Raw genomic sequence first — 26,640 nt, 5'->3', positions numbered from 1 at the left:
CGCACCCTATGACACCGGTTACTCAAAGACAACCGCCCAAGCGGTGCACGAGCGACCAAGGCATTCCGCCATCGGCGGGAAGAGGGAGAGGACGCGTGATCGCCAGCCATGGCATCGCCATTTCGATCGTCGCGGTCGCCATCGGGCAGGCTGCGTCGGCGCCTGCGCAGGCACCCGGCGGAACGATCGCCTTTCCGGGGGCCGAGGGTGCGGGACGCTTTGCGGCGGGTGGTCGCGGCGGACGCGTGCTGAAGGTGACGACGCTGGCCGATTCGGGTCCGGGCAGCCTGCGCGCGGCGGTCGATGCAACGGGACCGCGTATCGTCGTGTTCGCGATCGGCGGCACGATCGCGCTGAAAACGCCCTTGGTCATCCGCAATCCGCGCATCACCATCGCGGGGCAGAGCGCACCGGGCGACGGCATCACGCTGCGTGACCAGACGCTGCAGATCGCGACCGACGACGTCGTCATCCGCTATCTCCGGTCGCGCCTCGGTGCCGCATCGGGGACACAGGGCGACGCGATCTGGGTCAGCGGCGGAACGCGCGTGATCCTCGACCACGTATCGGCAAGCTGGTCGGTGGACGAAACGCTGTCGGCATCGTCCAACTATCGCGATCCGGCGAACAGCATCGGCGACCTGACCGTACAATGGAGCGTCATCGCTAATTCGCTGCGTCGCGCCGGGCATGTGAAGGGCGCGCACGGCTATGGCAGCTTGATCCGCGCCGGTCGTGGCGCACGCGTGAGTTTCCACCATAATCTTTGGGCGAACCACGCCGCGCGGATGCCGCGTCCGGGCAATTATGCCGCGCCGGATGTCGATCCGCAGGGGGCGAGCTTCGATTTCCGCAACAACGTCTTCTATAACTGGGGCGGATCGCGGTCGGGCTATAACGCCGATACGCAAAGCCTCGCGCGCTATAATTTCGTCGCCAACGCCTATCTGCCCGGTCCCGACAGCAAGGGCCGCTTCGCGTTCGACGAGAGCAACCCGCTGGCCAAGGCATGGTTCGCCGACAACAGCATGGCGGGCGCGGTGCCGACCGATCCGTGGAGCCTCGTATCGGGCAAGACCGACGGTGCGTACCGGTTGACCGCCCCGGTCGAGGTCGCGCCGGTCCGTACCGATAGCGCCGCAGCGGCGATGGCGCGGGTGCTGGACGGCGCAGGCGCGGCGCGGGTGCGCGACACGATCGATATCGCGGTGATTGCGGGCGTGCGCGCAGGCACCGGACGACAGGTCGATACCGAGGCCGACGATGGCGGCTGGCCGACGCTGAACGGCGGCACGGCCGAACGCGACAGCGACGGCGACGGCATGCCCGACGCGTGGGAACGCGCGCGGGGGCTGGACCCGTCACGCGACGATTCGGCCAGCGACCATAACGGCGACGGCTGGACCGCGATCGAGGACTGGCTCGAAACGCGTACCATGACACCGGTTTCTAAATCTTGATCGCCGGACACCGGGCTACATCCGGGACGGCGCGACACCAGCGGGAGAGAAGATGATGAAGGGTTTCACTACCAAACGGATCGCAGCCATCGGGGTATCGATGCTGGCGCTGACCGTCGCCGGAGTCGCGGGTGCGCAGACCGCGCCGGACTCCGCCCAGACCCCGGCCGCGCCGCCAACGGCCCCCGGATCGCCCGCGCAGAGCAATGCGCCGGGCCAGACCGTGTCGGAGAGCGGCGGTCAGGCGGACTCGATCGCACCCGAGGAACAGGAAATCGTCGTGACCGGATATCGCGCGTCGCTGCGTGAATCGATCACCGACAAGCGTGAGGCGAGCGTCCAAGTCGATTCGATCAACGCCGAGGATATCGCCGACTTTCCCGACAACAACCTTGCCGAGTCTCTGCAGCGGCTTCCCGGCGTCTCGATCGACCGCGACAATGGCGAAGGTCGCTCGATCACGGTTCGCGGTCTGGGCGGCGATTTCAACCGGACGCGGCTGAACGGGCTGGAGGCGCTGGCCACCGCCGGGTCGAACGACGCCGGCACCAGCCCCAACCGCAGCCGGTCGTTCGATTACAACACCTTCGCGTCGGAGCTGTTCAGCAGCCTGAAAGTCCAGAAGACCCCGTCGGCGGAAACCGACGAAGGATCGCTGGGTGCGACGATCGACCTTCAGACCGGTCGGCCGTTCGATTACCGCAAGGGCGCGCTCGCGCTGTCGGCGGAGGGCAGCTATCAGGAAAACAGCGGCAAATGGTCGCCGCGCCTCGCCGGCCTTGCGTCCAAGAACTTCTTCGACGGCCGGATGGGCCTGTTGGTGTCGGGCGCGTACAGCAAGTCCGAGAACGAACTGGACCAGTATCGCCGCGGTGCCGGGCAATCGGATTACGTCTATCGCGGATCGACGTGGGCGGGGAACGAGAACCCGCAGCGCGCCGGCTTCGCCGCACCGACCGGCACCAATTTCGGCACCGCGATCACCAACCCGGAAGCGATCGCGCAGCTGACTGGATCGAACGCCGATGCTTATGCCAAGCTGTATCCCGGCGCGCCGTTCAACACACCGGGCCGCTTCGACAATTCGACGGTGCGCTTCCCCGCCCTTCCCGCGATCGAGCAGCAGGAGGTCAAGACCGAACGTATCGGCGTCACCGCCGCCTATCAGTGGCAGATCGCGGACCGTACGCGGCTGAGCATTGACGGCGCCTATTCGCGGTTCAAGAACCAGAGCACCTATTACCAGATTTCGGCCGTCGGGCTGAACCGCAACAACACCAACGCGGCGTACAACACCGCCGGCAACAACCTGACGCCGCAGGCGGCGCGTGCGCTGTACCCCGGCACCTGCGTTCCCGCCGCCGCATCCGCGCTGCTGCCCGAACAGGATTGCGGCCAGCAGCTTTATGGATCGACCCCGGCGTTCGGCACCGCGCTGAATGCCCAGAACCAGCTCGTCGGATCGGTGCTCGCCCCGTCGGCGGTGGTGCCGGGCACGGTCGCGGCGAACAATCCGGCGACGTCGAACATCTTCAGCACCAATCCGTTCAACCTCGACCCGTATGATTATTACAACAATCCAAACTCGGTCGGATATGTGCCGTCGACCAACCGGCTGGCATTCCGTGGCGCGCTGATCGGGCGTCCGTCGGTCAAGATCCAGGATGTCAACGTCACCAACGGCAATGTCGACTATCTGGTCGCGACCAATGTCGACCTGCGCTCCGCCGCCGACCGGTCCGAATACACGACGACCTTCAAACAGGGGTCGATGCAGTTGGAGCATGAATTCACCGACAATTTCCGCGCGGTGTTCATCGGCGGCATGTCGGAATCGACCAACTTTACGCAGGGGCTGCTCGTCGAATTCAACCGCATGGATTCACCGGGACGCTTTGTCTATGACGAGCGCGGCGGCGGCAAGATGCCGGTCATCGATTTCGGCTTCGACGTGGCCGATCCGACCAATTGGGAAACGGTCAAGGGTTTCTCCGGCATTCGCCATTACCAGCGGTTCGTGAAGAACACGTACAAGCAGGGGAAGATCGACTTCGACTGGCGCGCGAACGAGGCGTTCAACGTCGGGTTCGGCGCGAACTACCGCGAATATTCGTTCGAGACCGAGTTGTTCGAACGCAACAACGATCTGCTCAACCCGACCCTGCGCGAGGCGGGAAGCAACGCCGCCGCCGTCGGGCGGGTCGTCGATTTCGGTCAGGGACTGGACGTGCCCGAAGGGACGGCGACCAGCTTCTATGTCCCGAGCATCGAGGCGTTCCAGCAGCTGTTCGACTTCACGTGCAACTGCGTCAACAAATGGGGCGACTGGCGGCTGACCAACCGCCGCAACGGCGGACGTGAAAACTTCGACGTGCTGGAAAAGGATACCGGCTTCTACCTGCAGTTCGACTGGACCAGCGAATTGTTCGGGCGGCCGTTCCGCGGCAATGCCGGTACGCGGGTGGCGATCACCGACGTCACGTCGAACGGCACGACGCCGGGCGGGCGCGGCATCGTCGGCACCAACAACTACACCGATTTCCTGCCGTCGCTGAACGTCGTGTACGAACCGATCGACGATCTGCTGCTGCGCTTCGGCGCTTCGAAGGTGATGGCGCGGCCGTTGCTGGGTAACCTGTCGCCGTCGATCACCGGGATTTCGGTGCCGAACACCGGCGACACGACCGGCGCGACGCTGACGGTCGGCAATCCGCAGTTGAAGCCGTTCCGGTCGACCAACCTCGACGCCAGCGTCGAATGGTATTTCGCACCGGGCGGGCTGCTGAGCATCGCCGCGTTCAGCAAGGAGATTTCCAGCTTTCCACAGACGATCTCGTTCGCCGGGCCGCTCAGCCAGTTCACCGACGCAGCGACGATCGCCGCGATCCGCGCGCAGTTCACCGATCCGTTGCAGCTTGCCTATATCGACGCGAACAACCCGTTCGTCGCGCGGCAGTATCAGGATGCGCCGGGCGGATATCTGCGCGGGATCGAAGCGAGCTTCCAGATCGAGCTCGACTTCCTGCCGTGGTATTTCAAGAACCTCGGCGTTCAGCTGAACTACACCTATATCAAGTCGGAACTGAACTACATCCTCGATCCGGGCCGGGCCGCCAGCGGCACGCTGACCGCGATCCCCGCGACCTTCGGCACCGCGCCCTTCCTCGGCGTGTCGCCACAGGCGGTGAACGGCACGATCTCGTACGAAACCGGCAAGTTCCGGGCGCGCGTTTCGGCGGCGTATCGCAAGGGTTATTCGCAAAGCTATCCGATCGCGGGCGGATCGTGCGCGCCGGGGTTGCAGAACAATCCGGCCAACCCGTCGGTCGCGGGTACGCCGTGCGACAGCCCGCTGGTCAACGACTTCATCTTCAGCCGCGACACGACCAACGTCGATGCATCGATGAGCTACAAGTTCACCGACTGGTTGTCGGTCAGCGCGGAGGGGCTGAACCTGACCAACCAGCCAAGCGAGCGCTATGCGTATCAGGACGCCAATGCGGTGACGCAGTACGCCAGTTCGGGACCGATCTATCGCGTCGGTGCGCGGTTGCGGTTCTAACGGAGGTGGCGTGGTGCCCCTTCCCGATCGTCATCCCGGCGCGGGCCGGGCTCGCGCTATGGTGTGGCGGAGCGCTTCACCATCAGGCGACCCCGGCGTTCGCCGGGGTGACGTCTGCGGAGGGGGCCGCGTGATCGATCGCCGCCACGCCATCGCCATGGGGCTGGCGGGAGTCGCCGCCCCCGGTGCCTTCGCCCAGACGCCCGCCTATCGCCCCGCCCCGTTGCCCGGGCAACCGATCGATCCGGCGGGGGACGATAGCGGGCGGACGGTGCCGCCGCCGCTCCGCGACTATTGGCCGTTCTCCGGAGTCAGCGGACCGGGGCGCAAGGCGAATGCCGCCAGCGTCGGACAGGGATGGGTCTCCGGGCTGCCCGATGTCCGCTATCGGGGGCCGGGGCGCGTCCCCTACCCCGTCGCGCCATGGAACGATGCCGCCAGCGGCAAGGCGGTGACCGACGGCGTGCTGCCCGCGCTGCGTCCGATCCACCACGTCCATATCCGCGACACGATCGTCCGGCCCGGTCCCGATGGTTGGTATTACATGACCGGATCGACCGGCGACAATATCTGGGCGACGAACGCCGGCGTCGAGCTGTGGCGGTCGCGTGACCTGTCCGACTGGGAATATCGCGGGCTGGTGTGGTCGATCGAGCGCGACGGCCGATGGGAGCGGAACTGGCGGATGCGCAAGGGCGTGCCGTTCCGCGCGCTGTGGGCACCCGAAATCCACTATATCAAGGGCCAGTGGCTCATCTGTCATTCGATGAGCCGGGCCGGTCTCGCCATCCTGCGATCGACCAGCGGACGGGCGGAAGGGCCGTACGTCCATGCCTTTTCCCCCGACCAGCCGATCAAGGGCGGGATCGACGCGACGCTGTTCGAGGATGACGACGGATCGGTCTGGCTGACCGCCGGGTCGGCGGAGCGGATCGTGCGGCTGAAGGACGACCTGTCCGGGCTGGCGGGCGATTGGCAGACGCTGACCTCGACCGAATGGGACCGCGATCCCGATCATCATCGCAAGGAATGCGTGGCCAAGGACTTCGCGCATTTCGGCTATGAAGGCGCGACGCTGTTCCGGCGCGACGGGCGCTATCATCTGGGCGTCGTCGACAATTATCACGGACGATATTCGTTCGCGATGTGGACCGCCGACCGGATCACCGGCCCCTATGGCGACCGCCACGAACTGCCCGATTGTGGCGGCGGCAACTTCTTTCGTGACCATCACGGCGAGTGGTGGGTCACCTATTTCGGCAATGTCGACGCTTCGCCGTTCCGCGAGATGCCCGGCCTTGCCCGTATCGATTTCGATGCGAACGGACGGGTGCGCTTCACCCGCGACCAGCCGTTCGCCACCCGTCCGTTCGAACCCGGAGAAGCCCGATCGTGAACCTTACCCGCCGCGAAGCCATGTCCACCGCCGCGTTGGGCGCGACCGCGCTCGCCAGCCCGCCGGTATTCGCCCAGGGCCAGCGTCCGCCCGCCGCCCCGCCCTATCAGCGCGGTTATGACAACCAGCGCATCGCCGATCTGGGCGACGGACGGTTCCTGAACCCGCTGATGGCGGGCGACCATCCCGATCCGACCATTCTGAAGGACGGTCGCGATTATTACATGACGTTCTCGACCTTCGATTCCTATCCGGGTCTGGTCATCTGGCATTCGCGCGATCTGGTGAACTGGACGCCGCGTACCGCCGCGTTGACGCGCAATATCGGATCGGTGTGGGCGCCAGAGCTGACCAAGCATAACGGCCGCTATTACCTGTATATCCCGACCAAGAACCCGACGACCAACTGGGTGATCTGGGCCGACAAGATCGAAGGGCCGTGGTCGGACCCGGTCGACCTGAAGCTGACCGATCACATCGATCCCGGCCATGCGGTGGGCGAGGACGGATCGCGCTGGCTGTTCCTGTCGGGTGGCGACCGCATCCGGCTGGCCCCCGATGGGCTGTCGACGGTGGGCAAGGTCGAGCATGTCTATGACCCGTGGCGCTATCCCGACACGTGGGACGTGGAAGGCTTCAGCCCCGAGGGGCCGAAGGTCATGCGCCATGGCCAGTATTTCTACATGATCGCGGCGGTCGGCGGCACCGCTGGGCCGCCGACCGGGCACATGGTCATCGCCGCACGGTCGAAATCGATCAACGGGCCGTGGGAAAATCATCCAGGCAACCCGATCGTGCGCACCACGTCGCTGGACGAAAAATGGTGGTCGCGCGGCCATGCGACGCTGGTCGAGGGACCGGATGGAAGCTGGTGGTCGGTCTATCACGGCTATGAGAACGGGTTCTGGACGCTGGGGCGGCAGACGCTGCTGGACCCGGTGGAATGGACGGCGGACGGCTGGTTCCGCATGAAGGGCGGCGACCTGTCGCAACCGATCGCCAAGCCGAAGGGCGGCACCCCGGTGCGCCATGGCCAGAAGCTGTCGGACGATTTCGCGACGCTGGCATATGGCACCAAGTGGAATTTCTTCCGCCCCGGCCCCGACGAGCGCAAGCGGGCGCGCGTCGAGGGTGGCGCGCTGCTGCTGGATGCGAAAGGCAAGGCACCGTCGGACGGCGCGCCGTTGCTGCTGATCGCGGGCGACACCGGATATCGTTTCGAATGCGACATCGAAATCGCGCCGGGCGGCACGGCGGGGCTGATCCTGTTCTATGACGACAAGCTGTATTGCGGGCTGGGGTTCGACGAAAAGCGGTTCGTCACGCACCAATATGGCATCGAACGCGGTCGTCCCGGCAACCCCAACGGCCGGCGCATGCGAATGCGCGTGGTCAACGACCGGCACATCGTATCCTACCACACCAGCACCGATAATGGCCGGACGTGGGCGCGGTTCGATCGCGGCATGGAAGTGTCGGGATATCACCACAACGTCCGTGGCGGGTTCCTCATGCTGCGTCCCGGTCTGTATTCGGCGGGTCAGGGTACGGCGAAGTTCCGTGATTTCCGGTTCGAAGCGCTGTGATCGCGATCGCCATCGCGCTGGCGCAGGTCGCGGCACCGGCGGTCCAGCCGATCCGCGCGTCGAAGATCGTGCTGGTCGGCGATTCCACGACGGCGGTCGCGGGCGGATGGGGCGGCAGCTTCTGTGCCGAGCATGTCACGTCGTTCGTCGCCTGCGTGAACCTTGCGCGCGGGGGGCGGTCGTCGGGCAGCTACCGTGCGGAGGGATCATGGGCGCTCGCGCTGAACGAGATGAAGACGCCGGGGTTCGTCAAGACATGGGTGCTGATCCAGTTCGGGCATAACGACCAGCCGGGCAAGCCGGGGCGGTCAACCGATCTGGCCACCGAGTTTCCCGCCAATCTGCGGCGCTATGTCGCGGAAACGCGGGCGGCGGGGGCGGTGCCGGTGCTGGTCACGCCGCTCAGCCGGCGGACGTTCGACAACGGTAGCGTCGTGCAGGATCTGGCACCATGGGCCGAAGCGACGCGGCGGATTGCCCGTGAAATGCAGGTGCCGCTGGTCGATCTGAACGCGATCAGCCTGGCCGATCTGGAAGCGGGCGGCGAGGCGCAGGCCGAGCGTTGGGCACAATGGCCGAAGGGCGCGACGCCCCCCGCCCCGCCCGCATCGACCGAGGTCGTCGTGCCGCCGGGGGCCGCGCGCAAGCTGTCGTTCGACCGCACGCATCTGGGCCGTGCCGGCGCCGACCGGGTGGCGGCGATGATGGCGGGCTCGCTGGTGAAGGCGGTGCCGGACACCGCCGGGCTGGTATTCCTGACGCAGCCCGATCCGGTGGCGCTGAAATGATCGACCGGCGCAGCGTGCTGATCGGCGGGATCGCGCTGGGCAGCGTCGCCGCCGCCCGGCCGCCGATCCGCGTCGTGCGCGGCGGATCGATCGCGGAGGGGCTGGCGACCGCCCGGCGGCTGGGCGTGCGGGTCATCACGATCGATGCGGGCGTCTATCGCGAAAAGCTGACGATCGACCTTGCCGGCGTTACGCTGCGCGCGACTGGACCGGGGGCGGTGCTGACATACGATGCCGGCGCGGCGCTGCCGGGACCGGACGGGCGCAACTGGGGGACCAGCGGATCGGCGACGCTGACGATCCGCGCGGCCGATGTGACGATCGACGGAATGACGATCCGCAACGATCACCCCTATCCGCAGCAGCCGATGCAGGCGGTGGCGCTGGCGGTGCAGGCGGGTGGCGACCGGTGCCGTCTGCGCCGGTGCCGGATCGAGGGATATCAGGACACGTTGTTGTTGCAGGCGACGTCGCGCGTCAGCGATTGCCATATCAGCGGCAATGTCGACTTCATCTTCGGCGGCGCGGCGGCGTGGATCGAACGGTGCGATATCGTCAGCCGCCCGACGCAGAGCGGCGCGCCGGGCTTCGTCGCCGCGCCCAGCACTCCCGCCTGCCAGGCGTTCGGGCTGGTATTCGATCGCTGCCGCCTGCTGCGCGAGGACGGCGTGCGCGACGGATCGGTGTTCCTCGGCCGGCCATGGCGGGCGGGCGGCAACATGGCATTGCTGGGACAGGCCAGTTTCCTGCGGTGCCGGATGGATGCGCATATCGCCGCCGAAGGGTGGACGTGGATGGGCTATCGCGACCCGGCGGGGGTGCAGCGGCAACTGACCCCGCTGGAAGCGCGGCTGTACGAGGCGGATAGTCGTGGCCCGGGCGCGGTCGCCGCACCGACCCGCCGGACCGATACGCGGCGGCCGACCGCCGACCGGGTGCTGGCGAGTGGAGGATCATGCCGATGACGCGGATCGATCGCCGGGGCGTGCTCGGCATCGCACCGGCCGGCGCAGCGCTGTTGCTGCTCCCCGCTGCAGCGAAACCGCAGCCCGCACCGCAGGGCTGGACACGGACGCGCGGCGGGACCGGTGGACGGGTGCTGCGGGTCACGACGCTTGCGTCGACGGGTGCGGGCAGCCTGCGTGCGGCGCTGGCGGCGAAGGGGCCGCGCGTGATCGAGTTCGCGGTCGGCGGGATCATCGATCTGGGCCGCGAGTCGCTGTCGATCCGCGAGCCGTTCGTGACGATCGCCGGCGAAACCGCGCCCACGCCCGGCATCACGATCATTCGCGGCGGAATCAGCGTGGCGACGCACGATGTGGTCGTGCGGCATATCCGGGTGCGCGCCGGGGCGGACGGCGCGGCGGCGAACAGCGGCTGGGAGGTCGACGGCCTTGCCACCACCGCCGCGCACGACGTGATCGTCGACCAGTGTTCGTTCGCATGGGCCACCGACGAAAACCTGTCAGCGTCGGGACCACGCTTCGCCGGGGGCGATACCGTGGCGCAGTGGCGGCAGCATACGTCCCGGCGGATCAGCTTCACCCGCAATATCGTCGCCGAGGGGCTGTCGCATTCGTCTCATGCCAAGGGCGAGCATAGCAAGGGATCGTTGATCCACGACAATGCCACCGAAGTGCTGATCGCGGGTAATCTCTATGCGCATAATTATGAGCGCAATCCGCTGTTCAAGGGTGCGGCGCAGGCAGCGTGCGTCAACAACCTGATCTACGACCCCGGCAATCGCTGCATGCATTACGCACTGAACGAAGAGGAATGGGTCGGCCATCAGTGGATCGCGGGCGAATTGTCGATCGTGAACAATGTGGTGAAGGGCGGCGCATCGACGCGCGCCGACCTGCCGTTCCTGATCGTCGAGGGACAGGGCGACCTGAACCTCCACGCGGCGGGCAACGTTGCACAGCACGCCGACGGACGCACGATGCAGCCGGTCGGTATCATTTCGAACCGTCAGCCGAAGATCGTGCCGCAGGCGCGGCCGGTCATCTGGCCGACGGGGCTGAAGGCGTTGCCGACCGCCGGGGTCGAGGCGTGGGTGCTGGCGACCGCGGGCGCGCGGCCATGGGAACGCGATGCGGTCGACCGGCGCGTGGTGACGCAGGTCCGCGACGGCACCGGACGGGTGATCGACGACGAAGGCGCGGTCGGGGGATATGCCGCGCTGGAGTGATGCTGCTCCCTTTTCGGCTTGCGGAGGAGAGAGTATCGCCTGCGCTCTGTCGCGGTCGGCATGGAGCCTGCCACTGCACCTGCCTTTCCCCAACGTCATCCCAGCGCCGGCTGGGATCGTTCGTGGCAGGGACGCGCGCCAACCACGAGCGACCCCGGCTTTCGCCGGGGTGACGGATGAACGCGTTGCCGGGCCTCACCACCCGTTCCCACGCGCTACCCCGGCTTTCGCCGGGACGTCGCCACCCACGGCTTGCGCCGCGCCACCATCCCCCGCATCACCGCTTCGCCACAGCGGAGACCAACGGATGACGAACGACCCGAACGCCGCGCACGGCATATCGCGCAGGTCGATGGCGGTGGCGGCGTTTTCGACCGTGGTCGAATGGTATGATTTCACGCTGTATCTCTACCTCGCCACGCTGCTGTCGCGCGTCTTCTATGGCGGGGGCGCGGCGTCGCTGGCAGTGACGCTGGGCGGGTTCGCCATCGCCTATCTCATGCGACCGCTGGGCGCGATCGTGTTCGGGCAGATTGGCGACCGGTTCGGGCGGCGGCGCATGATGCTGGCATCGATGGCGCTGATGACGGTGGCGATGCTGGGCATCGCGCTGCTCCCGACCCGCGAACAGATCGGGCCGGCGGCGGGGTGGCTGTTGCTGGCGTTGCGCTGTGTCATGGCGTTCTCGGTCGGTGGCGAATATACCGGGGTCGTCGCCTATCTGTTCGAAGGCGCGCGGCCGGACCGGCGGGGGTTCGTCACGTCGGTGGCATCGGCGGCGAGCGAGGTCGGCGGGCTGCTCGCGGTCGCGATCTCGGCGGCGACCGTCGCGTGGATGAGCGCGGCCGATCTGGAGGCTTGGGGCTGGCGTATTCCGTTCTTCATCGGCGCGGCGTTGGCGGCGGCGGTGGCGCTGGCGCGTTCCACCCTTCAGGAATCGCCCGATTTCGAACGTCAGCGCGCGGAAGGGACGATCCCCGCCAATCCGTTCGCGCATGTGCTGCGGCATCACCGCGTCGCGATCGGACGCGGGTTCGCGATCTCGGCGCTGGGGTCGATCACCTATTATGTCGGCATCGTCTATGTCCCCGCCTTCCTGACCGGCACCGGCGCGATGGGCGAAGGCGACGCGCTGTGGCTGTCGACCGCCGCCGCGGTAATGGTGATCGCGGTGACGCCGCTGGTCGGGCTGTTGTCCGACCGGATCGGACGCAAGCCGGTCCTGCTGGCCGTGGCGGTGCTTGCCGCGGTGCTGCCGATCACGATGTTTTCGGGCATGGCGGGTGGATCATGGGCGGTGGCACTGGCCGGAGCGTTGGTGCTGGCGGCACTGGGCGGTGCGGTGAGCGCCGTCGGCGCGGTCGCTACCGCCGAACAGTTTCCCGGCGAAGGACGACTGAGCGGCCTCGCGCTGGGCGCGACGGCGGCGACGGCGATCTTCGGCGGGCTGGCCCCGCTGGTGTCGCAGTTGCTGGTCGAACGGACCGGATGGGCACCCGTGCCGGGCGCGATGATCGCCGTCGTTGCGCTGGGGGTGCTGCCGGTGTTGCTGGGGCTGCGCGAGACGCGACCGGTGGCGAAGGAAGGGTTGCTCACGCGGAGGGGTTGCGTCCGGGGAAAACGCTCGCGAACGGCAGACTTTCGGGATGGCTGAAATAAGCGATCAGGCCGATGGCGCGGGGCGGGTTGCAACGGTTACCCCCTTCTCCGCGCCTCCGCGCCTCCGCGTGAACCAGACTTCTTCTACCTGCCCGCCACTTTCAAAGGAGATTCCGTCCGGCTCATTCCCATTCGATCGTACCGGGCGGCTTCGACGTATAATCGTAGGTGACGCGGTTGATGCCCTTCACCTCGTTGACGATGCGGGTCGCGACGCGGGGCAGGAAGTCGCCGGGGAACTGGAACGCCTGCGCGGTCATGCCGTCGGTCGACGTCACCGCGCGCAGTGCCAGTACGTTGTCGTAGGTCCGCCCGTCGCCCATCACGCCGACCGAACGCACCGGCAGCAGGACCGCGAACGCCTGCCAGATCGTATCGTACAGCCCCGCCGCACGGATCTCGTCGAGATAGATCTGGTCCGCCTTGCGCAGGATGTCGCAGCGTTCACGCGTCACTTCGCCCGGAATGCGGATCGCAAGGCCCGGTCCGGGGAACGGATGGCGGCCGACGAACGCGTCGGGCAGACCGAGCTCGCGGCCCAGCGCGCGGACCTCGTCCTTGAACAGTTCGCGCAGCGGCTCGACCAGCGCCATGTTCATGCGTTCGGGCAGACCGCCGACATTGTGGTGGCTCTTGATCGTCACCGACGGGCCGCCGGTGAAGCTGACGCTTTCGATCACGTCGGGATAGAGCGTCCCCTGTGCAAGGAATTCCGCCCCGCCGATCTTCTTCGCCTCCGCCTCGAACACGTCGATGAAGGTCTTGCCGATGAATTTGCGCTTCGCCTCGGGATCGGTGATCCCGGCCAGCCCGTCCATGAATAGGTCCTGTGCTTCCACATGGACCAGCGGAATGTGATAATGGCCGCGGAACAGGCTGACGACCTGCTCGGCCTCGCCCATGCGCAGGATGCCGCCGTCGACGAAGACGCAGGTCAGCTGTTCGCCGATCGCTTCGTGGATCAACAGCGCCGCGACGGACGAATCGACGCCGCCCGACAGGCCGCAGATCACCTTTCCGTCGCCCACCTGATCGCGGATTTCGGCGATCTTGGCGGCGCGGAACTCGGCCATGGTCCAGTCGCCCGCGAGGCCGCAGACATGGCGGGCGAAATTGGCGATCAGCTTGCCGCCGTCGGGGGTATGAACGACCTCCGGGTGAAACTGTACGCCGTAATAGCGGCGGCTATCGTCGGCGATGATGGCGAACGGCGCACCCGGGCTGGTCGCGACGACGCCGAAACCGGGGGCCAGCGCCGCGACCTTGTCGCCGTGGCTCATCCACACTTGATGCCGGTCGCCCTGCGACCACAGGCCGTCGAACAGCGTGCAGTCGTCACCGATTTCGATATAGGCCTCGCCGAACTCGCCCGAATGGCCCTGTTCGACCATCCCGCCCAGCTGCTGCGTCATCACCTGCTGCCCATAGCAGATGCCGAGGACGGGGATGCCGGCATCGAAGATCGCCTGCGGTGCGCGCGGCGAGCCTTCGTCGCACACCGACGCCGGCCCGCCCGACAGGATCACACCGCGCGGCGCCAACCGCGCGAATGCCTCTTCGGCTTTCTGGAAGGGAACGATCTCGGAATACACGCCGGCCTCGCGTACGCGGCGGGCGATGAGTTGCGTCACCTGGCTGCCGAAGTCGACGATCAGGATGGAGTCGGGCGTTTCGTTCATGCGCGTTCGATAGCCAGCGCGCGGCGTCGGCGCTACCCCTTCGACGGATCGCATTCCATCGCCGGGGGTAACGACGGGGCCGCTGCCGATGCGACCCCGTCCGCTCTTTCGCTTAGAGCTATGCCGCCTGACTCACTGTCCGAGCGGCTTGACCTCCAGCCCCGTCCACTTCGCCGCGAACGCCCATAGGTCGGCAGTCTCCTCGATCACCTTGTCGGTCGGCTTGCCTGATCCGTGGCCGGCGCGGGTTTCGATGCGAACGAGACGCGGTTTCGGCCCCAAATCCTTCGACTGGATCATTGCGGTGTATTTGAACGTGTGTCCCGGCACGACCCGGTCGTCGGTATCGGCCGTCGTCGCGAGGATCGCCGGATAGGCCACGCCCGCCTTCACATTGTGATAGGGCGAAAAGGCGAGCAGGTTGCGGAAGTCTGCTTCCTTCGCCGGCACGCCGTAATCGTCCACCCAGTAGCGCCCGGCGGTGAAGCGATCGAAGCGCAGCATGTCCATCACGCCGACCGCAGGCAGCGCCGCGGCGAACAGGTCGGGACGCTGGTTGACGACTGCGCCCACCAGCAGGCCGCCATTCGATCCGCCCTGGATCGCCAGTTGCCCCTTGCCGGTCACGCCCTGCGCGATCAGATCCTCGCCCGCCGCGATGAAGTCATCGAAGACATTCTGCTTGTTCAGCAGCTTGCCGCCGTCATGCCATTCCTTGCCATATTCGCTGCCGCCCCGAATATTCGCGACCGCCAGTACCCCGCCCTGTTCCAGCCACGCGATTCGACCCGGCGAAAACCCCGGCAGGATGGGCACGTTGAAGCCGCCATAGGCATAGAGCAGCGTCGGTGCGGGACCGGTCACGTCCTTTGCCCGGACGATGAACATCGGCACGCGCGTGCCGTCCTTCGACGTGTAGAAACGCTGCGTCACGCTGTAGCGTGCCGGGTCGAAGGCGACCTTCGGCGTCGCCCATGGCGTCGCCTTCCCCGACTTCACGTCATAGCGATAGACGGTCGTCGGCGTCGCAAAGCTGGAAAAGGCGAAGAAGCCTTCGTCCCGGTCCACATCACCACCGACGCCGCCGACCGTCCCGATGCCGGGCAACGCGATCGCACCATCGGGCTTGCCGTCCAGGGTGAAGCGCTTCACCTCGGTCTTCGCATCGACCAGATAGGTCGCGAAGATGCGGTCGCCGACCAGCGAGGCACCGCCCAGCACCGCCTTGTCCTGCGCCACGACCTCACGCGGGGTCGGCGTCGCCGCTGCGAGATCGATCGCAACGACGCGCAGGCGAGGCGCGCCCTGCGTCGTAGTCAGGTACAGCGTATCGCCCTTCGCACCGGCGAGACCCCAATCGATGTCGTCGGTCTTCACGATGGTGCGCGCCGCCGATCCGGGCTTCGTCAGGTCGACCACGGCAAATTCGCTGTGATTGCCGGGACCATCGATGCTGATGATGAGCCAGCGGCCGTCGTCGGTGACGCCGGGTGCCAACGTGTATTTCGGCTGGTCCGGGCGTTCGTGGATCAGCCGGTCGGCGCTCTGCGGCGTGCCGAGCTTGTGGAAATACAGCTTGCTGTCGAGGTTCTGGCTCTGGAACTCCTGCCCCTTTTCCGGGGTCGGGAACCGCGAATAATAGAAGCCCGAACCGTCCTTCGCCCATGCGGCGGTCAGTCCGAACTTCACCCAGTCGATCTGGTCGTCCAGCGTCTTGCCGGTCGCGACGTCGAGCACCTTGACCCGCCGCCAGTCGCTGCCGCCGTCCTGGATCGCATAGAGCACACGCTTGCCATCCTTCGACGGGGACCATTCGGCCAGCGCCGTCGCCCCGTCCTTCGACCAGCCATTCGGATCGATCAGCACCCGGCCCGGTCCGTCGACGGTGTCGCGGACGTACAGGACCGACTGGTTCTGCAACCCCGAATTGCGGCTGTAGAAATAGCGCCCGCCTTCACGCTGCGGCACGCCGAAGCGTTCGTAATCGAACAGTGCCGTCAGCCGGCGCTTGAAGACGTCGCGACCCGGCAGCGTCGCCAGATAGGTGTCGGTCACCTTGTTCTCGGCGGCGACCCACGCCGCGACTTCCGGATCGTTACGGACGTCGTTTTCCAACCAGCGATACGGGTCCGCCACCTGCACGCCGAACTGTTCGTCGACCTGCGGGATAGTGCGCGTCACGGGATAGGCGATGGTCTGGGCAAGGGCAGCGGTGCTGGTCATCAGGCAGGCGATCGCGACAAGTGCATGGCGGGACATCGGTGCTCCACGGGTGCGGCGACGGCCGGATGGCCGGTCGCGGAATGCAGCGAGGATAGGCAAGAAACGGGACATGCTGCAACGCAAAAGGGCGGCCGTACCAAAGGTACGACCGCCCCGTTCGGGATCGACCGAAAAGCCTCGATCAGGCTGCTTCGTCGAAATCCTCGTCGTTCAGGACCGGACCCGAGTCCTGACCCTTTGCCGACACGTCGCGGTCGACGAATTCGATGATCGCCATCGGCGAAGCGTCCGATGCACGGATGCCGGCCTTGATGATGCGGGTATAGCCACCGTTCCGGTCGGCATAGCGCGACGCCAGCACGTCGAACAACTTCACGAGCTGCGCGTCGTCAAGTAACCGGGCATGGGCCAAACGGCGATTGGACAGGCCGCCCTTCTTCGCCAGCGTGATCAACTTTTCGATGTAGGGACGCAGTTCCTTCGCCTTGGCGACGGTCGTCGTGATCTGCTCGTGCTTGATGAGCGCGGCCGACATGTTGCGGAACAGGGCCAGACGATGGGCCGAAGTACGCTGCAGCTTACGGCCGCCGACGCGATGACGCATGGTAATTCCTTCGTTCGTTATGGGGCCGTGTCACGGAATCCCCAGAGCAGGTGGCATTCGAGGCAGCCACCGATCGCCTGTTCGTTCGCGGCAAAGGTCACGAAAGTCACACTTGCCACGTTTTGGTTTGCCGCGACGACACGGGCAAAACCCGTGTCGTCGGTCGGGCTGAAAGCCCACCGGCCGGGCCGTCGCCGTCTCCGGGTCAGCATCGCTAACCCGGCGCGGCTCAGCCCATGATTTCCTGTTCGAGCTTCTTGGCCATTTCCTCGATATTCTCGGGCGGCCATCCGGGGATGTCCATGCCGAGACGCAGACCCATCGACGACAGTACTTCCTTGATTTCGTTCAGCGACTTGCGACCGAAATTGGGCGTACGCAGCATCTCTGCCTCGGTCTTCTGAACCAGATCACCGATGTAGATGATGTTGTCGTTCTTCAGGCAGTTGGCGCTGCGCACCGACAGTTCCAACTCGTCGACCTTCTTAAGGAGATAACGATTGATCTGCGCGGTGTCGCCCGACCCTTCGCTCGGCTGCGCAGCGACCTGCGTACCGGTCGAAGCAGCGCGCGGCAGCGACGAATCGTCGAAATGGACGAACAGCGCCAGCTGGTCCTGAAGGATGCGGCCGGCATAGGCCAGCGCGTCTTCCGGGGTCACCGTGCCGTCGGTTTCGACGGTCAGTGTCAGCTTGTCGTAGTCGAGTTCCTGCCCGACGCGGGTGTTCTCGACCTTGTAGCTGACCTGACGCACCGGCGAATACAGCGCGTCGACCGGAATCAGACCGATCGGCGCATCCGCCGGACGGTTGCCCGACGCCGGAACATAGCCCTTGCCCACATCGGCGGTCAGTTCCATGTTCAGCGTCGCGCCGTCGTCCAGATGGCACAGTACCAGTTCGGGGTTCATCACCTCGATATCGCCGCTGACGGCAATATCGCCGGCCTTCACTTCGGCCGGACCGGTGACGGACAGCTGAAGGCGCTTCGGCCCTTCGCCCTGCATGCGCAGCGCGATCTGCTTCACGTTCAGCACCATGTCGGTCACGTCCTCACGGACGCCGGCAAGGCTGGAGAATTCGTGAAGAACGTTCTCGATCTTGATCGAGGTAACGGCGGCGCCCTGAAGCGACGACAGCAATACGCGACGCAGCGCGTTGCCGAGCGTCAGGCCGAACCCACGCTCCAGCGGCTCCGCGACGAAGGTCGAACGGCGCTTGGGATCGCCGCCCGGCTTCTTCTCGAGGCCGCTCGGCTTCTTGAGTTCCTGCCAGTTCTTAGCGTTGACGGACACGGGCTTCCCCTAGCTTGGCGGCGCGGAGAAACGGTTCCGCGCCAAGAAAGAACGGCCCCGCCGACAAGCATGCCGGCAGGGCGGTCGGCACGGATCAGACGCGACGACGCTTCGACGGACGAACGCCGTTATGCGGGATCGAGGTCACGTCGCGGATCGACGTGATCTGGAAACCGACTGCCTGGAGCGCGCGAAGCGCTGATTCACGACCCGAACCCGGACCCTTGACCTCTACCTCGAGCGTACGAACGCCGTGATCGGCGGCCTTACGGCCCGCATCCTCGGCGGCGACCTGCGCGGCGTACGGGGTCGACTTGCGCGAACCCTTGAAGCCCATCGCGCCGGCCGACGACCATGAAATGGCGTTGCCCTGTGCGTCGGTGATCGTGATCATGGTGTTGTTGAAGCTGGCGTTCACATGCGCGACGCCGGCGGTGATGTTCTTGCGCTCGCGACGACGAATGCGCTGCGGTTCACGTGCCATTGATGGAAATCCTTGCTATCCTGATGCGGAAGCAGGGAGGCGATCCGCCTCCACGCTGCTCCCGGCGAAGTAACCCGTCCTTAGAACGAATTACTTCTTCTTGCCCGCGATCGGCTTGGCCTTGCCCTTGCGGGTGCGCGCATTGGTATGCGTACGCTGACCGCGAACCGGCAGGCCCTTGCGATGGCGCAGGCCACGATAGCAGGCGAGATCCATCAGACGCTTGATATTCATCGCGACCTGACGACGCAGATCGCCTTCCACGGTGTGGCTGGCGTCGATCGCTTCACGGATCTGCAGCACTTCCTGATCGGACAGATCCTGCACGCGCCGCTCTGCCGCGATACCGAGCTGCTCGGTCAGCTGCTTCGCCTTGGTCGCACCAATGCCGTGGATGTACTGCAGCGCGATGACGACGCGCTTGTTGGTCGGGATGTTGACACCCGCGATACGTGCCATGAATTAAATTCTCCCAGCTCCACGAGGCCTGCATGGCAGCAGCGCCCCATCTCTTAGCGTTAAGCCCCGTCACGCATGATCGCGGCGCGCGCACGAAAGCGCCGCCGGGAACCGATGTCGGGGTAAACCGCACCTAAAGACTCGTCATAAAGGTGTCAACCGCCGACCGGAACCATTTTCACGATAAAATGTGCGCGATACGAAAGGCGAATCCCTGTCGACAACCGTCGGACACCGCGAAAGACCGGCGTACCTCGCCGGTCCCGGCCGAGGCTAACGCGCGAGGATCGCCTCGATCGCGGCAGACACCACGTCCATCTCCGCCATACCGTCGACGCGCGACACGAGTCCACGCGCCTCATACAGCGGCAGGATCGGCGCAGTCTTCGCGCGATACTCGATCATTCGGGTACGCACTGTGTCTTCATTGTCGTCGGGACGGCGCTTGAACGCGCTAGCACCGCAAACGTCGCAGACTTCGGCGACGACCGGCGGCTTGAACCGATCGTGATACCCTGCCCCGCAATTGCCGCAGGTGAAGCGACCGACGATCCGTTCGACCAACGCGTCCTCGTCCACCACCAGTTCGATGACGTGGGTCAGACTGCGCCCTCGATGTTCGAGCAGCAAGTCGAGCGCATCGGCCTGCGCCGCCGTACGCGGATAGCCGTCAAAGATCGCGCCGCTGTCGCCCAACTGGTCGAGCCGTTCGCCGATCAGCGCCGAGACGATGGCGTCGGACACCAGTTCCCCGGCATCCATCACGGCCTTGGCCTGAAGGCCTACCGGGCTGCCAGCCTTGACCGCTGCGCGCAGCATGTCGCCGGTCGACAGCTGAACCATGCCGCGGCTGGTTTCGAGCCGGGCCGCCTGCGTGCCCTTGCCCGCGCCCGGCGGTCCGAGAAGGATGATGTCCAAAGCCTGCCCCCCAAAAACCAAATCGTCGTCGATCAACCGCGCAGGCGATTGCCGCCCTTCAGCTTCGCCTTCTTGATCAGATCGCCATACTGATGTGCCAGCAGATGCGACTGAATCTGCGTTACCGTGTCCATCGTTACGTTCACGACGATCAGAAGGCTAGTCCCACCGAGATAGAACGGGATCGACAGCGCCGACACGAGATATTCGGGCAGAAGACAGATGATGACCAGATAGGCCGCGCCGATCACCGTGATCCGGGTCAACACGTAATCGAAGTAATTCTCGGTGTTCTTGCCCGGACGGATGCCGGGAATGAACCCGCCATAGCGCTTCAGATTGTCCGCCGTTTCCTCGGGATTGAACACGATCGCGGTGTAGAAGAACGAGAAGAACACGATGCCGAGGCCGTACAGCGCCATGTACAGCGGCTGCCCGTGCGCCAGATACTGGTTGACGGTAATGATGAAATCACCCCAGCGGCTCTCGCCCGCCGTCGCCTGCCCCGCGAATTGCGTGATCGTCACCGGCATCAGCAGCAGCGACGATGCGAAGATCGGCGGGATGACGCCGGCGGTGTTGATCTTGAGCGGCAGGTGGCTGCGATCGGCCTGAACCCCACGCGCGGTCTGGCGCTTGGGATACTGGATCAGAATGCGGCGCTGCGCCCGTTCCATGAAGCAGATGAACAGCACCAGCGCGGCGACCGCGACGATGATGCCGACCAGCGTCAGCGGGTTCATCGTGCCCGACCGGCTGCCTTCGAACAACTGCAGCAGCGTAGTCGGCAGATGCGCGACGATGCCCGCCATGATGATGAGCGAAATACCGTTGCCGATACCACGGCTGGTGATCTGTTCGCCCAGCCACATCAGGAACATGGTGCCGCCGATGAGCGAGATGACGGCCGCGACGCGGAACGCCATGCCCGGTTCGATCACCGCCTGCGCGCCGGCCGATGCACCGAATGCCTCAAGACCGACCGCGATGGTATAGCCCTGGATCGCGGTCAGCGCGACCGTGCCGTAGCGCGTATACTGGTTCAGCTTCTTGCGGCCCGATTCGCCTTCCTTCTTGATGGCGGCGAGATGCGGACTGAGCGAGGTCGCGAGCTGCACGACGATCGACGCGGTGATGTAGGGCATGACCCCCAGTGCGACGACCGACATCCGCGTCAACGCGCCGCCGGAAAAGGTGTTGAAGAAATCGAGGACGCCGCCCTGCGTCTGGTTCGCGAGCAGGCCAAGCTGCGTCGGATCGATCCCCGGCAGCGGAACATAGCTCAGCATGCGGAAGATGATGAGTGCGCCGAGCGTGAACCACAGGCGCTTCTTGAGTTCGGTCGCCTTGCCGAACTTCGAAAGATTGATGTTGGTCGCGAGACCGTCGGCGGCCGATGCCATGATATTGTCCCGATTGATGCTGGCGGGACCGAAGGCCCACCCCCCGGCGACCATATAGGGTCCGCGTCGGGGATGTCTAAGGGGGAGGACGGCAATCGCCGGCCCGCCGACCCCTCCATGCTTGAGCGGGGACCGGCGAAGTCGAAGGGCCATATCGAAGCGCGTCGTTCGCGCTACTTTCCGATACGCCGCACCGACTTCACCGGGCGCCTACTCAGGACGGACGGCTTCGTCCGTTCAGGCGTGTGCGGCCTTCTTGGCGGCCAGCGTCTGACCCTTCTTCGCCTTCGCCTTCTCGGCAGCCGGGACGACTTCGATCACCGACACCGAACCACCGGCCTTCTCGACTGCTTCGATCGCGCCCTTCGACGCACCGGCGACGGTGAAGCTCAGCTTCGTGGTCAGCTCGCCCTTGCCGAGCAGGCGAACGCCGTCCTTGCCGCCGCGTGCCAGACCGGCCGCCTTCAGCGCGGCATGGTCGAGCGATGCGCCCGCTTCGATCTTGCCGGCGTCGACCGCCTTCTGGATCGCACCGAGGTTCACTTCAGCATGGTCCTTGGCGAAGATGTTGTTGAAGCCACGCTTCGGGATCCGCATGTGGAGCGGCATCTGACCGCCTTCGAAGCCGGCGATCGAAACGCCTTCACGGCTCTTCTGGCCCTTCTGACCACGACCGGCGGTCTTGCCCTTGCCCGAGCCGATGCCGCGTCCGACGCGCATCTTGCCCTTGCGGGCGCCATCATTGTCGCGGATTTCATTGAGTTTCATGGGTGCACTCGCTTTCGCTTCGTTCGCGCTGATAGAAATGAGGAAGGGGGCCGCTTAGCCCCCTTCCCCGCATTTGTCACCGTTGAAGGCGAAGGGTTCAGCCTTCGACCGACAACATGTGATGCACCTTGCGGATCATGCCACGCACCTCGGGGGTGTCGGTCAGTTCCACGGTCTTGTGCATCTTGTTGAGACCAAGGCCGATCAGCGTCGCGCGCTGGTCCTTGGTCCGGCGGATCGGCGATCCGGTCTGGGTGATCTTGACGGTAGCCATGTCGCTTACTCCACGATCGCCGCGGCATCAGCCTCGGCGGTCTGCGATCCACCACGACCCAGCAGGTCGGCGATCTTCTTGCCGCGACGCTGCGCGACCGACTTCGGCGACGACTGGTCGTTCAGCGCCTCGAAGGTCGCACGGATCATGTTGTACGGGTTCGATGTGCCGACCGACTTGGTCACCACATCGGCCACGCCCAGCGATTCGAAGATGGCGCGCATCGGGCCACCCGCGATGATGCCGGTCCCGGCAGGCGCCGAACGCAGCGTCACGCGACCGGCACCGAAGTGACCGTTGCCGTCATGGTGCAGCGTGCGACCGTCCTTGAGCGGAACGCGGACCATCGCCTTCTTGGCAGCGGCCGTCGCCTTGGAAATGGCTTCCGGCACTTCGCGCGCCTTGCCATGACCGAAACCGACCCGACCCTTGCCGTCTCCCACGACGACCAGCGCCGCGAAGCCGAAGCGCTTGCCGCCCTTCACCGTCTTGGACACGCGGTTGATGTGGACCAGCTTTTCGATCAACTCTTCGCCGCCGTCGTCCGATCCGCCACGGCGATCGTCGCGACGTCCGCCGCCACGATTGCCGTCACGGCCACCACGACCGCCACCGCCGCCGCCCGGGCCACCCGGACCGCCGCGACCACGACCGCCACGCGGGCCACGGCCCTGCGGCGGCTGTTCGCCGGCCTGTGCCGCCTGCTCGACGACGGGGGTTTCGCCCTGATTGTTCTCGTCAGCCATGTCTTAGAACTCCAATCCGGCTTCGCGGGCGGCCTCGGCCAATGCCTTGACGCGGCCGTGGAACAGGAAGCCGCCACGATCGAACACGACCTGCGTCACGCCGGCGGCCTTCGCCGCTTCCGCAACGCGGGTGCCGACCAGCTTGGCGGCATCGATATTCGCGCCCGACGCGCCACGCACGTCCTTTTCCAGGGTCGATGCCGCAGCGACCGTGTGGCCCTGCGCGTCGTCGATGACCTGGGCATAGATGTGCTTGCCCGAACGATGGATCGAAAGCCGCGGACGGTTGCCCGACCGAGCCTTCAGTGCGGTGCGATTGCGCCGACGGCGCTTCGCGAAGAGGGAGAGACCCTTGGTCATTACTTCTTCTTCCCTTCCTTGCGGAAGATGAACTCGCCGTCGTACTTGATGCCCTTGCCCTTGTACGGCTCGGGCTTGCGCCAGCGGCGGATTTCGGCTGCGAGCTGACCGACCTTCTGCTTGTCGATCCCGCTGATCTCGATCGTCGTCTGATCAGGCGTCTTCACGTCGATGCCTTCCGGCACGTCGATGTTGACGTCGTGGCTGTAGCCAAGCTGCAGCTTCAGATTGCGACCCTGCGCGGCGGCACGATAGCCGACGCCGGTGATCAACAGCTTCTTGGTGAAGCCGGCGGTCACGCCAGTCACCAGATTCTGGACCAGCGTACGCTGCATGCCCCAGAATGCGCGAGCGCGCTTGGTGTCGTTGGCGGGCTTCACCGAAATGGTGTCCCCTTCGACCTCATAGGCGATGTCGTCCGCAAGCGGCAGCGTCAGGGTGCCCTTGGGACCCTTCACGCTCAGCTCACGGCCGGCGATGTTCGCAGTCACGCCGGCCGGAACCGGGACTGCCTTCTTGCCGATGCGGCTCATCAGAAGACCTCCGCGAGGACTTCGCCACCGACATTCTGTTCGCGCGCTTCGGCGTCGGACAGAACGCCACGCGGCGTCGAGACGATGGTGATGCCGAGGCCGTTGCGCACCTTCGGAAGTTCCTGCGAACCCGAATAGACGCGGCGACCGGGCTTCGAAACGCGCGCGACGTGCTTGATCGCCGGCTGCCCTTCGAAATACTTCAGCTCGATGCGGATGCCGGCCGCGGGGCCCATCTGCTCTTCGCTATAGCCACGGATATAGCCTTCGCGCTGGAGCACGTCGAGAACGCGTGCCCGCAGCTTGGACGCCGGCGTCAGGACGGAGTCCTTGCGCGCGCGCTGGCCGTTGCGGATGCGGGTGAGCATGTCACCCAGGGGATCGGTCAATGCCATGCTGTATGTTCCTTACCAGCTCGACTTCGTGACGCCGGGAATCATGCCCTTGTTGGCCAATTCACGCAGCATGACGCGGGCGAGACGGAACTTGCGATAATAGCCGCGGGGACGACCCGTCAGCTCGCAACGGTTGCGGATGCGGGTCGGATTCCCGTTGCGGGGAATCTCGGCCATCTTCAGCCGCGCGATCAGGCGCTCGGTTTCGTCGAGCGACTGGTCGGCTGCGATCGCCTTCAGCTTCGCATATTTGGGCGCGAATTTCTTGACGAGTGCGCGCCGGCGCTCGTTCTTATTCACGGAACTCAGTTTCGCCATGGACTTAAGCTCTCTCTTAGCAAAAGCGAACGGTCGCCCCGTCCGAACCGGACGGGGCGAACCGGGGTCAGGCCGCCTTCTTCTCTTCCGTTTCCGCTTCCTGCGGGAAAGGGAAGCCGAACAGACGCAGAAGCTCGCGAGCCTCGTCGTCGGTCTTGGCGGTGGTGGTCACGATCACATCCATGCCGCGCACCGTGTCGATGCGGTCATAGTTGATTTCGGGGAACACGATCTGTTCCTTGATGCCGCAGGCATAGTTGCCGCGACCGTCGAACGACTTCGGGTTCAGGCCGCGAAAATCGCGAACGCGCGGAAGCGCGATCGTGATGAAGCGGTCGAGGAATTCGTACATGCGTTCGCGACGCAGCGTGACCTTGCAGCCGATCGCCATGCCTTCACGCAGCTTGAACTGTGCGATCGACTTCTTCGCCTTGGTAACGACAGGCTTCTGGCCCGCGATCAGCTCCATTTCGGAACTGGCCTGCTCGACCTTCTTCTTGTCCTGCGTAGCCTCGCCGACGCCCATGTTCAGGACGATCTTGTCGAGACGCGGCACTTCCATCGCGTTCTTGTAACCGAACTTCTCGGTCATCGCGGCAATGATGCGATCGTCATAGATCGCCTTCATCCGCGGCGTGTACTTATCAGCCATTTATGACCTCCCCGCCCTTTACGGCGACCCGGACCTTCTTGCCGTCGCGCACTTCGAAGCGCACGCGGGTCGGCTTGCCGTCCACGACATGCGCGACCTTGCTGACATGCATCGGCGCTTCCGAACGGACGAGACCGCCCTCGGGCGCATCCTGCGTCGGCTTCTTGTGGCGAATGGCGATGTTCACGCCGGACACGACGACCTTGTCGGCCTTCGGCAGCGACTGGACGACCTGGCCGGTCTTGCCCTTGTCCTTACCGGACAGGACGATGACCTGGTCACCCTTCTTGATCTTTGCGGACGCCATTACAGCACCTCCGGCGCAAGGCTGATGATCTTCATGAAGCCCTTCGAGCGCAACTCGCGGACCACCGGGCCAAAGATACGGGTGCCGATCGGCTCCTCGTTCTTGTTGACCAGCACCGCGGCGTTCCCGTCGAAACGGATCACCGAACCGTCGGCGCGACGGATGTCCTTGGCAGTCCGAACGATGACGGCACGATGCACGTCGCCCTTCTTCACGCGGCCGCGCGGCGCGGCTTCCTTGATGCTGACGACGATGACGTCACCGACGCCCGCCACACGGCGCTTGGACCCGCCAAGCACCTTGATGCACTGCACCCGCTTCGCGCCGCTGTTGTCAGCGACGTCGAGATTGGATTGCATCTGGATCATGGATGCGATTCCTTACCCATGGGGCCGATTCCGACCGGACCCCGCCTTGAAAAATGAACCCCCGGCAGCGGAACGATCCGCACCGGGGGGAGCGGCCCAATAGCCACCCCGTGGCGGAAAGGCAAGGCCTCTCCGCATCCGTTCCCACAATCCGGCTATGCACCGGAAATTCGTTGCGGCCCCCGCCCCCGCCGAACGGAAGATGCAGGGGCC

At 65.5% G+C, this 26,640-nt stretch carries 26 protein-coding genes; 8 read left to right on the top strand and 18 right to left on the bottom strand.

Going from position 1 to position 26,640, the window contains the following annotated elements; translation table 11 throughout:
• Positions 1-95: 95 nt before the first annotated feature.
• From IFT55_RS13305 to IFT55_RS13270, 8 genes are all read left to right on the top strand, one after another.
• Entirely contained in the window at positions 96-1,460 is a 1,365-nt protein-coding gene (locus IFT55_RS13305) for a pectate lyase family protein (RefSeq protein WP_197976452.1), read from the top strand.
• Positions 1,461-1,515: 55 nt separating this feature from the next.
• The gene (locus IFT55_RS13300; RefSeq protein ID WP_249403815.1) at positions 1,516-5,022 is read left to right on the top strand and encodes a TonB-dependent receptor; all 3,507 of its coding nucleotides are present in this window, start codon (positions 1,516-1,518) and stop codon (positions 5,020-5,022) included.
• 130 nt (positions 5,023-5,152) lie between these two features.
• A complete protein-coding gene (locus IFT55_RS13295; protein WP_342029313.1) occupies positions 5,153-6,418 on the top strand; it encodes a family 43 glycosylhydrolase in 1,266 nt (421 codons plus the stop codon).
• A gap of 20 nt (positions 6,419-6,438) precedes the next feature.
• Positions 6,439-8,004, top strand: coding sequence for a family 43 glycosylhydrolase (locus IFT55_RS13290; RefSeq protein ID WP_192092889.1), 1,566 nt, complete (start codon positions 6,439-6,441; stop codon positions 8,002-8,004).
• The gene (locus IFT55_RS13285; RefSeq protein WP_192092825.1) at positions 8,001-8,792 is read left to right on the top strand and encodes a GDSL-type esterase/lipase family protein; all 792 of its coding nucleotides are present in this window, start codon (positions 8,001-8,003) and stop codon (positions 8,790-8,792) included. Before IFT55_RS13290 ends, IFT55_RS13285 begins: the two co-directional genes overlap by 4 nt.
• A complete protein-coding gene (locus IFT55_RS13280) occupies positions 8,789-9,757 on the top strand; it encodes a pectinesterase family protein (RefSeq protein WP_192092824.1) in 969 nt (322 codons plus the stop codon). Before IFT55_RS13285 ends, IFT55_RS13280 begins: the two co-directional genes overlap by 4 nt.
• On the top strand, positions 9,754-10,983 hold the full coding sequence (locus IFT55_RS13275; protein ID WP_192092823.1) for a pectate lyase: 1,230 nt from the start codon (positions 9,754-9,756) through the stop codon (positions 10,981-10,983). The genes IFT55_RS13280 and IFT55_RS13275 overlap by 4 nt, the downstream gene beginning before the upstream one ends.
• Positions 10,984-11,290: 307 nt before the next feature.
• On the top strand, positions 11,291-12,637 hold the full coding sequence (locus IFT55_RS13270) for an MFS transporter (RefSeq protein ID WP_249403814.1): 1,347 nt from the start codon (positions 11,291-11,293) through the stop codon (positions 12,635-12,637).
• Positions 12,638-12,764: 127 nt separating this feature from the next.
• Here IFT55_RS13270 and guaA read toward each other — a convergent pair whose 3' ends face one another.
• From guaA to rplN, 18 genes are all read right to left on the bottom strand, one after another.
• Positions 12,765-14,321: a glutamine-hydrolyzing GMP synthase gene (gene guaA, locus IFT55_RS13265; RefSeq protein WP_192092821.1), complete on the bottom strand. Its 1,557-nt coding sequence runs from the start codon at positions 14,319-14,321 to the stop codon at positions 12,765-12,767.
• A gap of 132 nt (positions 14,322-14,453) precedes the next feature.
• Entirely contained in the window at positions 14,454-16,580 is a 2,127-nt protein-coding gene (locus IFT55_RS13260; RefSeq protein WP_192092819.1) for a prolyl oligopeptidase family serine peptidase, read from the bottom strand.
• A gap of 145 nt (positions 16,581-16,725) precedes the next feature.
• Complete coding sequence (gene rplQ, locus IFT55_RS13255; protein WP_192092817.1) at positions 16,726-17,148, bottom strand: 50S ribosomal protein L17; 423 nt, start codon at positions 17,146-17,148, stop codon at positions 16,726-16,728.
• 229 nt (positions 17,149-17,377) lie between these two features.
• Positions 17,378-18,442: a DNA-directed RNA polymerase subunit alpha gene (locus tag IFT55_RS13250; protein WP_192092815.1), complete on the bottom strand. Its 1,065-nt coding sequence runs from the start codon at positions 18,440-18,442 to the stop codon at positions 17,378-17,380.
• A 94-nt stretch (positions 18,443-18,536) separates the two neighbouring features.
• A complete protein-coding gene (gene rpsK, locus IFT55_RS13245) occupies positions 18,537-18,926 on the bottom strand; it encodes a 30S ribosomal protein S11 (RefSeq protein WP_055996065.1) in 390 nt (129 codons plus the stop codon).
• A gap of 90 nt (positions 18,927-19,016) precedes the next feature.
• Positions 19,017-19,385 carry a 30S ribosomal protein S13 gene (gene rpsM / locus IFT55_RS13240; protein ID WP_192092813.1) on the bottom strand — a complete coding sequence of 123 codons (369 nt, stop codon included), beginning with the start codon at positions 19,383-19,385 and terminating at the stop codon, positions 19,017-19,019.
• A gap of 273 nt (positions 19,386-19,658) precedes the next feature.
• Positions 19,659-20,303: an adenylate kinase gene (locus IFT55_RS13235; RefSeq protein ID WP_192092810.1), complete on the bottom strand. Its 645-nt coding sequence runs from the start codon at positions 20,301-20,303 to the stop codon at positions 19,659-19,661.
• A gap of 32 nt (positions 20,304-20,335) precedes the next feature.
• Complete coding sequence (secY, locus tag IFT55_RS13230; protein ID WP_192092808.1) at positions 20,336-21,706, bottom strand: preprotein translocase subunit SecY; 1,371 nt, start codon at positions 21,704-21,706, stop codon at positions 20,336-20,338.
• Between the two features lie 237 nt (positions 21,707-21,943).
• On the bottom strand, positions 21,944-22,474 hold the full coding sequence (gene rplO / locus IFT55_RS13225) for a 50S ribosomal protein L15 (RefSeq protein WP_192092806.1): 531 nt from the start codon (positions 22,472-22,474) through the stop codon (positions 21,944-21,946).
• 97 nt (positions 22,475-22,571) lie between these two features.
• Positions 22,572-22,748, bottom strand: coding sequence for a 50S ribosomal protein L30 (rpmD, locus tag IFT55_RS13220; protein ID WP_192092804.1), 177 nt, complete (start codon positions 22,746-22,748; stop codon positions 22,572-22,574).
• A gap of 5 nt (positions 22,749-22,753) precedes the next feature.
• Entirely contained in the window at positions 22,754-23,494 is a 741-nt protein-coding gene (rpsE, locus tag IFT55_RS13215; RefSeq protein WP_249403813.1) for a 30S ribosomal protein S5, read from the bottom strand.
• A 3-nt stretch (positions 23,495-23,497) separates the two neighbouring features.
• Positions 23,498-23,854: a 50S ribosomal protein L18 gene (gene rplR, locus IFT55_RS13210; RefSeq protein ID WP_192092802.1), complete on the bottom strand. Its 357-nt coding sequence runs from the start codon at positions 23,852-23,854 to the stop codon at positions 23,498-23,500.
• Positions 23,854-24,387 (bottom strand): 50S ribosomal protein L6, encoded by a 534-nt coding sequence (rplF, locus tag IFT55_RS13205; RefSeq protein WP_192092800.1) that lies wholly within the window; start codon positions 24,385-24,387, stop codon positions 23,854-23,856. Before rplF ends, rplR begins: the two co-directional genes overlap by 1 nt.
• The gene (gene rpsH, locus IFT55_RS13200; RefSeq protein WP_033921102.1) at positions 24,387-24,782 is read right to left on the bottom strand and encodes a 30S ribosomal protein S8; all 396 of its coding nucleotides are present in this window, start codon (positions 24,780-24,782) and stop codon (positions 24,387-24,389) included. The genes rplF and rpsH overlap by 1 nt, the downstream gene beginning before the upstream one ends.
• 12 nt (positions 24,783-24,794) lie before the next feature.
• On the bottom strand, positions 24,795-25,100 hold the full coding sequence (gene rpsN / locus IFT55_RS13195; RefSeq protein WP_192092797.1) for a 30S ribosomal protein S14: 306 nt from the start codon (positions 25,098-25,100) through the stop codon (positions 24,795-24,797).
• Positions 25,101-25,167: 67 nt separating this feature from the next.
• Positions 25,168-25,752: a 50S ribosomal protein L5 gene (gene rplE / locus IFT55_RS13190; protein ID WP_192092788.1), complete on the bottom strand. Its 585-nt coding sequence runs from the start codon at positions 25,750-25,752 to the stop codon at positions 25,168-25,170.
• Positions 25,745-26,059 (bottom strand): 50S ribosomal protein L24, encoded by a 315-nt coding sequence (rplX, locus tag IFT55_RS13185; protein WP_192092786.1) that lies wholly within the window; start codon positions 26,057-26,059, stop codon positions 25,745-25,747. The genes rplE and rplX overlap by 8 nt, the downstream gene beginning before the upstream one ends.
• On the bottom strand, positions 26,059-26,427 hold the full coding sequence (gene rplN / locus IFT55_RS13180) for a 50S ribosomal protein L14 (RefSeq protein WP_192092784.1): 369 nt from the start codon (positions 26,425-26,427) through the stop codon (positions 26,059-26,061). Before rplN ends, rplX begins: the two co-directional genes overlap by 1 nt.
• Between the last annotated feature and the right edge of the window lie 213 nt (positions 26,428-26,640).

The sequence above is a fragment of the Sphingomonas sp. CFBP 13720 genome (assembly GCF_014842075.1).
Classification (GTDB): Bacteria; Pseudomonadota; Alphaproteobacteria; order Sphingomonadales; family Sphingomonadaceae; genus Sphingomonas.
Note: the sequence above shows the minus strand (reverse complement) of the source record. Positions and strands in the feature narration are given on the sequence as shown.

Excerpts from the sequence above, each read along its gene's own strand:
- IFT55_RS13300 (WP_249403815.1), top strand. The coding sequence starts at position 1,516 with ATGAAGGGTTTCACTACCAAACGGATCGCAGCCATCGGGGTATCGATG.
- IFT55_RS13290 (WP_192092889.1), top strand. The coding sequence starts at position 6,439 with ATGTCCACCGCCGCGTTGGGCGCGACCGCGCTCGCCAGCCCGCCGGTA.
- IFT55_RS13280 (WP_192092824.1), top strand. The coding sequence starts at position 8,789 with ATGATCGACCGGCGCAGCGTGCTGATCGGCGGGATCGCGCTGGGCAGC.
- IFT55_RS13275 (WP_192092823.1), top strand. The coding sequence starts at position 9,754 with ATGACGCGGATCGATCGCCGGGGCGTGCTCGGCATCGCACCGGCCGGC.
- IFT55_RS13270 (WP_249403814.1), top strand. The coding sequence starts at position 11,291 with ATGACGAACGACCCGAACGCCGCGCACGGCATATCGCGCAGGTCGATG.
- guaA (WP_192092821.1), bottom strand. The coding sequence starts at position 14,321 with ATGAACGAAACGCCCGACTCCATCCTGATCGTCGACTTCGGCAGCCAG.
- IFT55_RS13260 (WP_192092819.1), bottom strand. The coding sequence starts at position 16,580 with ATGTCCCGCCATGCACTTGTCGCGATCGCCTGCCTGATGACCAGCACC.
- rplQ (WP_192092817.1), bottom strand. The coding sequence starts at position 17,148 with ATGCGTCATCGCGTCGGCGGCCGTAAGCTGCAGCGTACTTCGGCCCAT.
- rpsK (WP_055996065.1), bottom strand. The coding sequence starts at position 18,926 with ATGGCACGTGAACCGCAGCGCATTCGTCGTCGCGAGCGCAAGAACATC.
- rpsM (WP_192092813.1), bottom strand. The coding sequence starts at position 19,385 with ATGGCACGTATCGCGGGTGTCAACATCCCGACCAACAAGCGCGTCGTC.
- secY (WP_192092808.1), bottom strand. The coding sequence starts at position 21,706 with ATGGCATCGGCCGCCGACGGTCTCGCGACCAACATCAATCTTTCGAAG.
- rplO (WP_192092806.1), bottom strand. The coding sequence starts at position 22,474 with ATGAAACTCAATGAAATCCGCGACAATGATGGCGCCCGCAAGGGCAAG.
- rpmD (WP_192092804.1), bottom strand. The coding sequence starts at position 22,748 with ATGGCTACCGTCAAGATCACCCAGACCGGATCGCCGATCCGCCGGACC.
- rpsE (WP_249403813.1), bottom strand. The coding sequence starts at position 23,494 with ATGGCTGACGAGAACAATCAGGGCGAAACCCCCGTCGTCGAGCAGGCG.
- rplR (WP_192092802.1), bottom strand. The coding sequence starts at position 23,854 with ATGACCAAGGGTCTCTCCCTCTTCGCGAAGCGCCGTCGGCGCAATCGC.
- rplF (WP_192092800.1), bottom strand. The coding sequence starts at position 24,387 with ATGAGCCGCATCGGCAAGAAGGCAGTCCCGGTTCCGGCCGGCGTGACT.
- rpsH (WP_033921102.1), bottom strand. The coding sequence starts at position 24,782 with ATGGCATTGACCGATCCCCTGGGTGACATGCTCACCCGCATCCGCAAC.
- rpsN (WP_192092797.1), bottom strand. The coding sequence starts at position 25,100 with ATGGCGAAACTGAGTTCCGTGAATAAGAACGAGCGCCGGCGCGCACTC.
- rplE (WP_192092788.1), bottom strand. The coding sequence starts at position 25,752 with ATGGCTGATAAGTACACGCCGCGGATGAAGGCGATCTATGACGATCGC.
- rplX (WP_192092786.1), bottom strand. The coding sequence starts at position 26,059 with ATGGCGTCCGCAAAGATCAAGAAGGGTGACCAGGTCATCGTCCTGTCC.
- rplN (WP_192092784.1), bottom strand. The coding sequence starts at position 26,427 with ATGATCCAGATGCAATCCAATCTCGACGTCGCTGACAACAGCGGCGCG.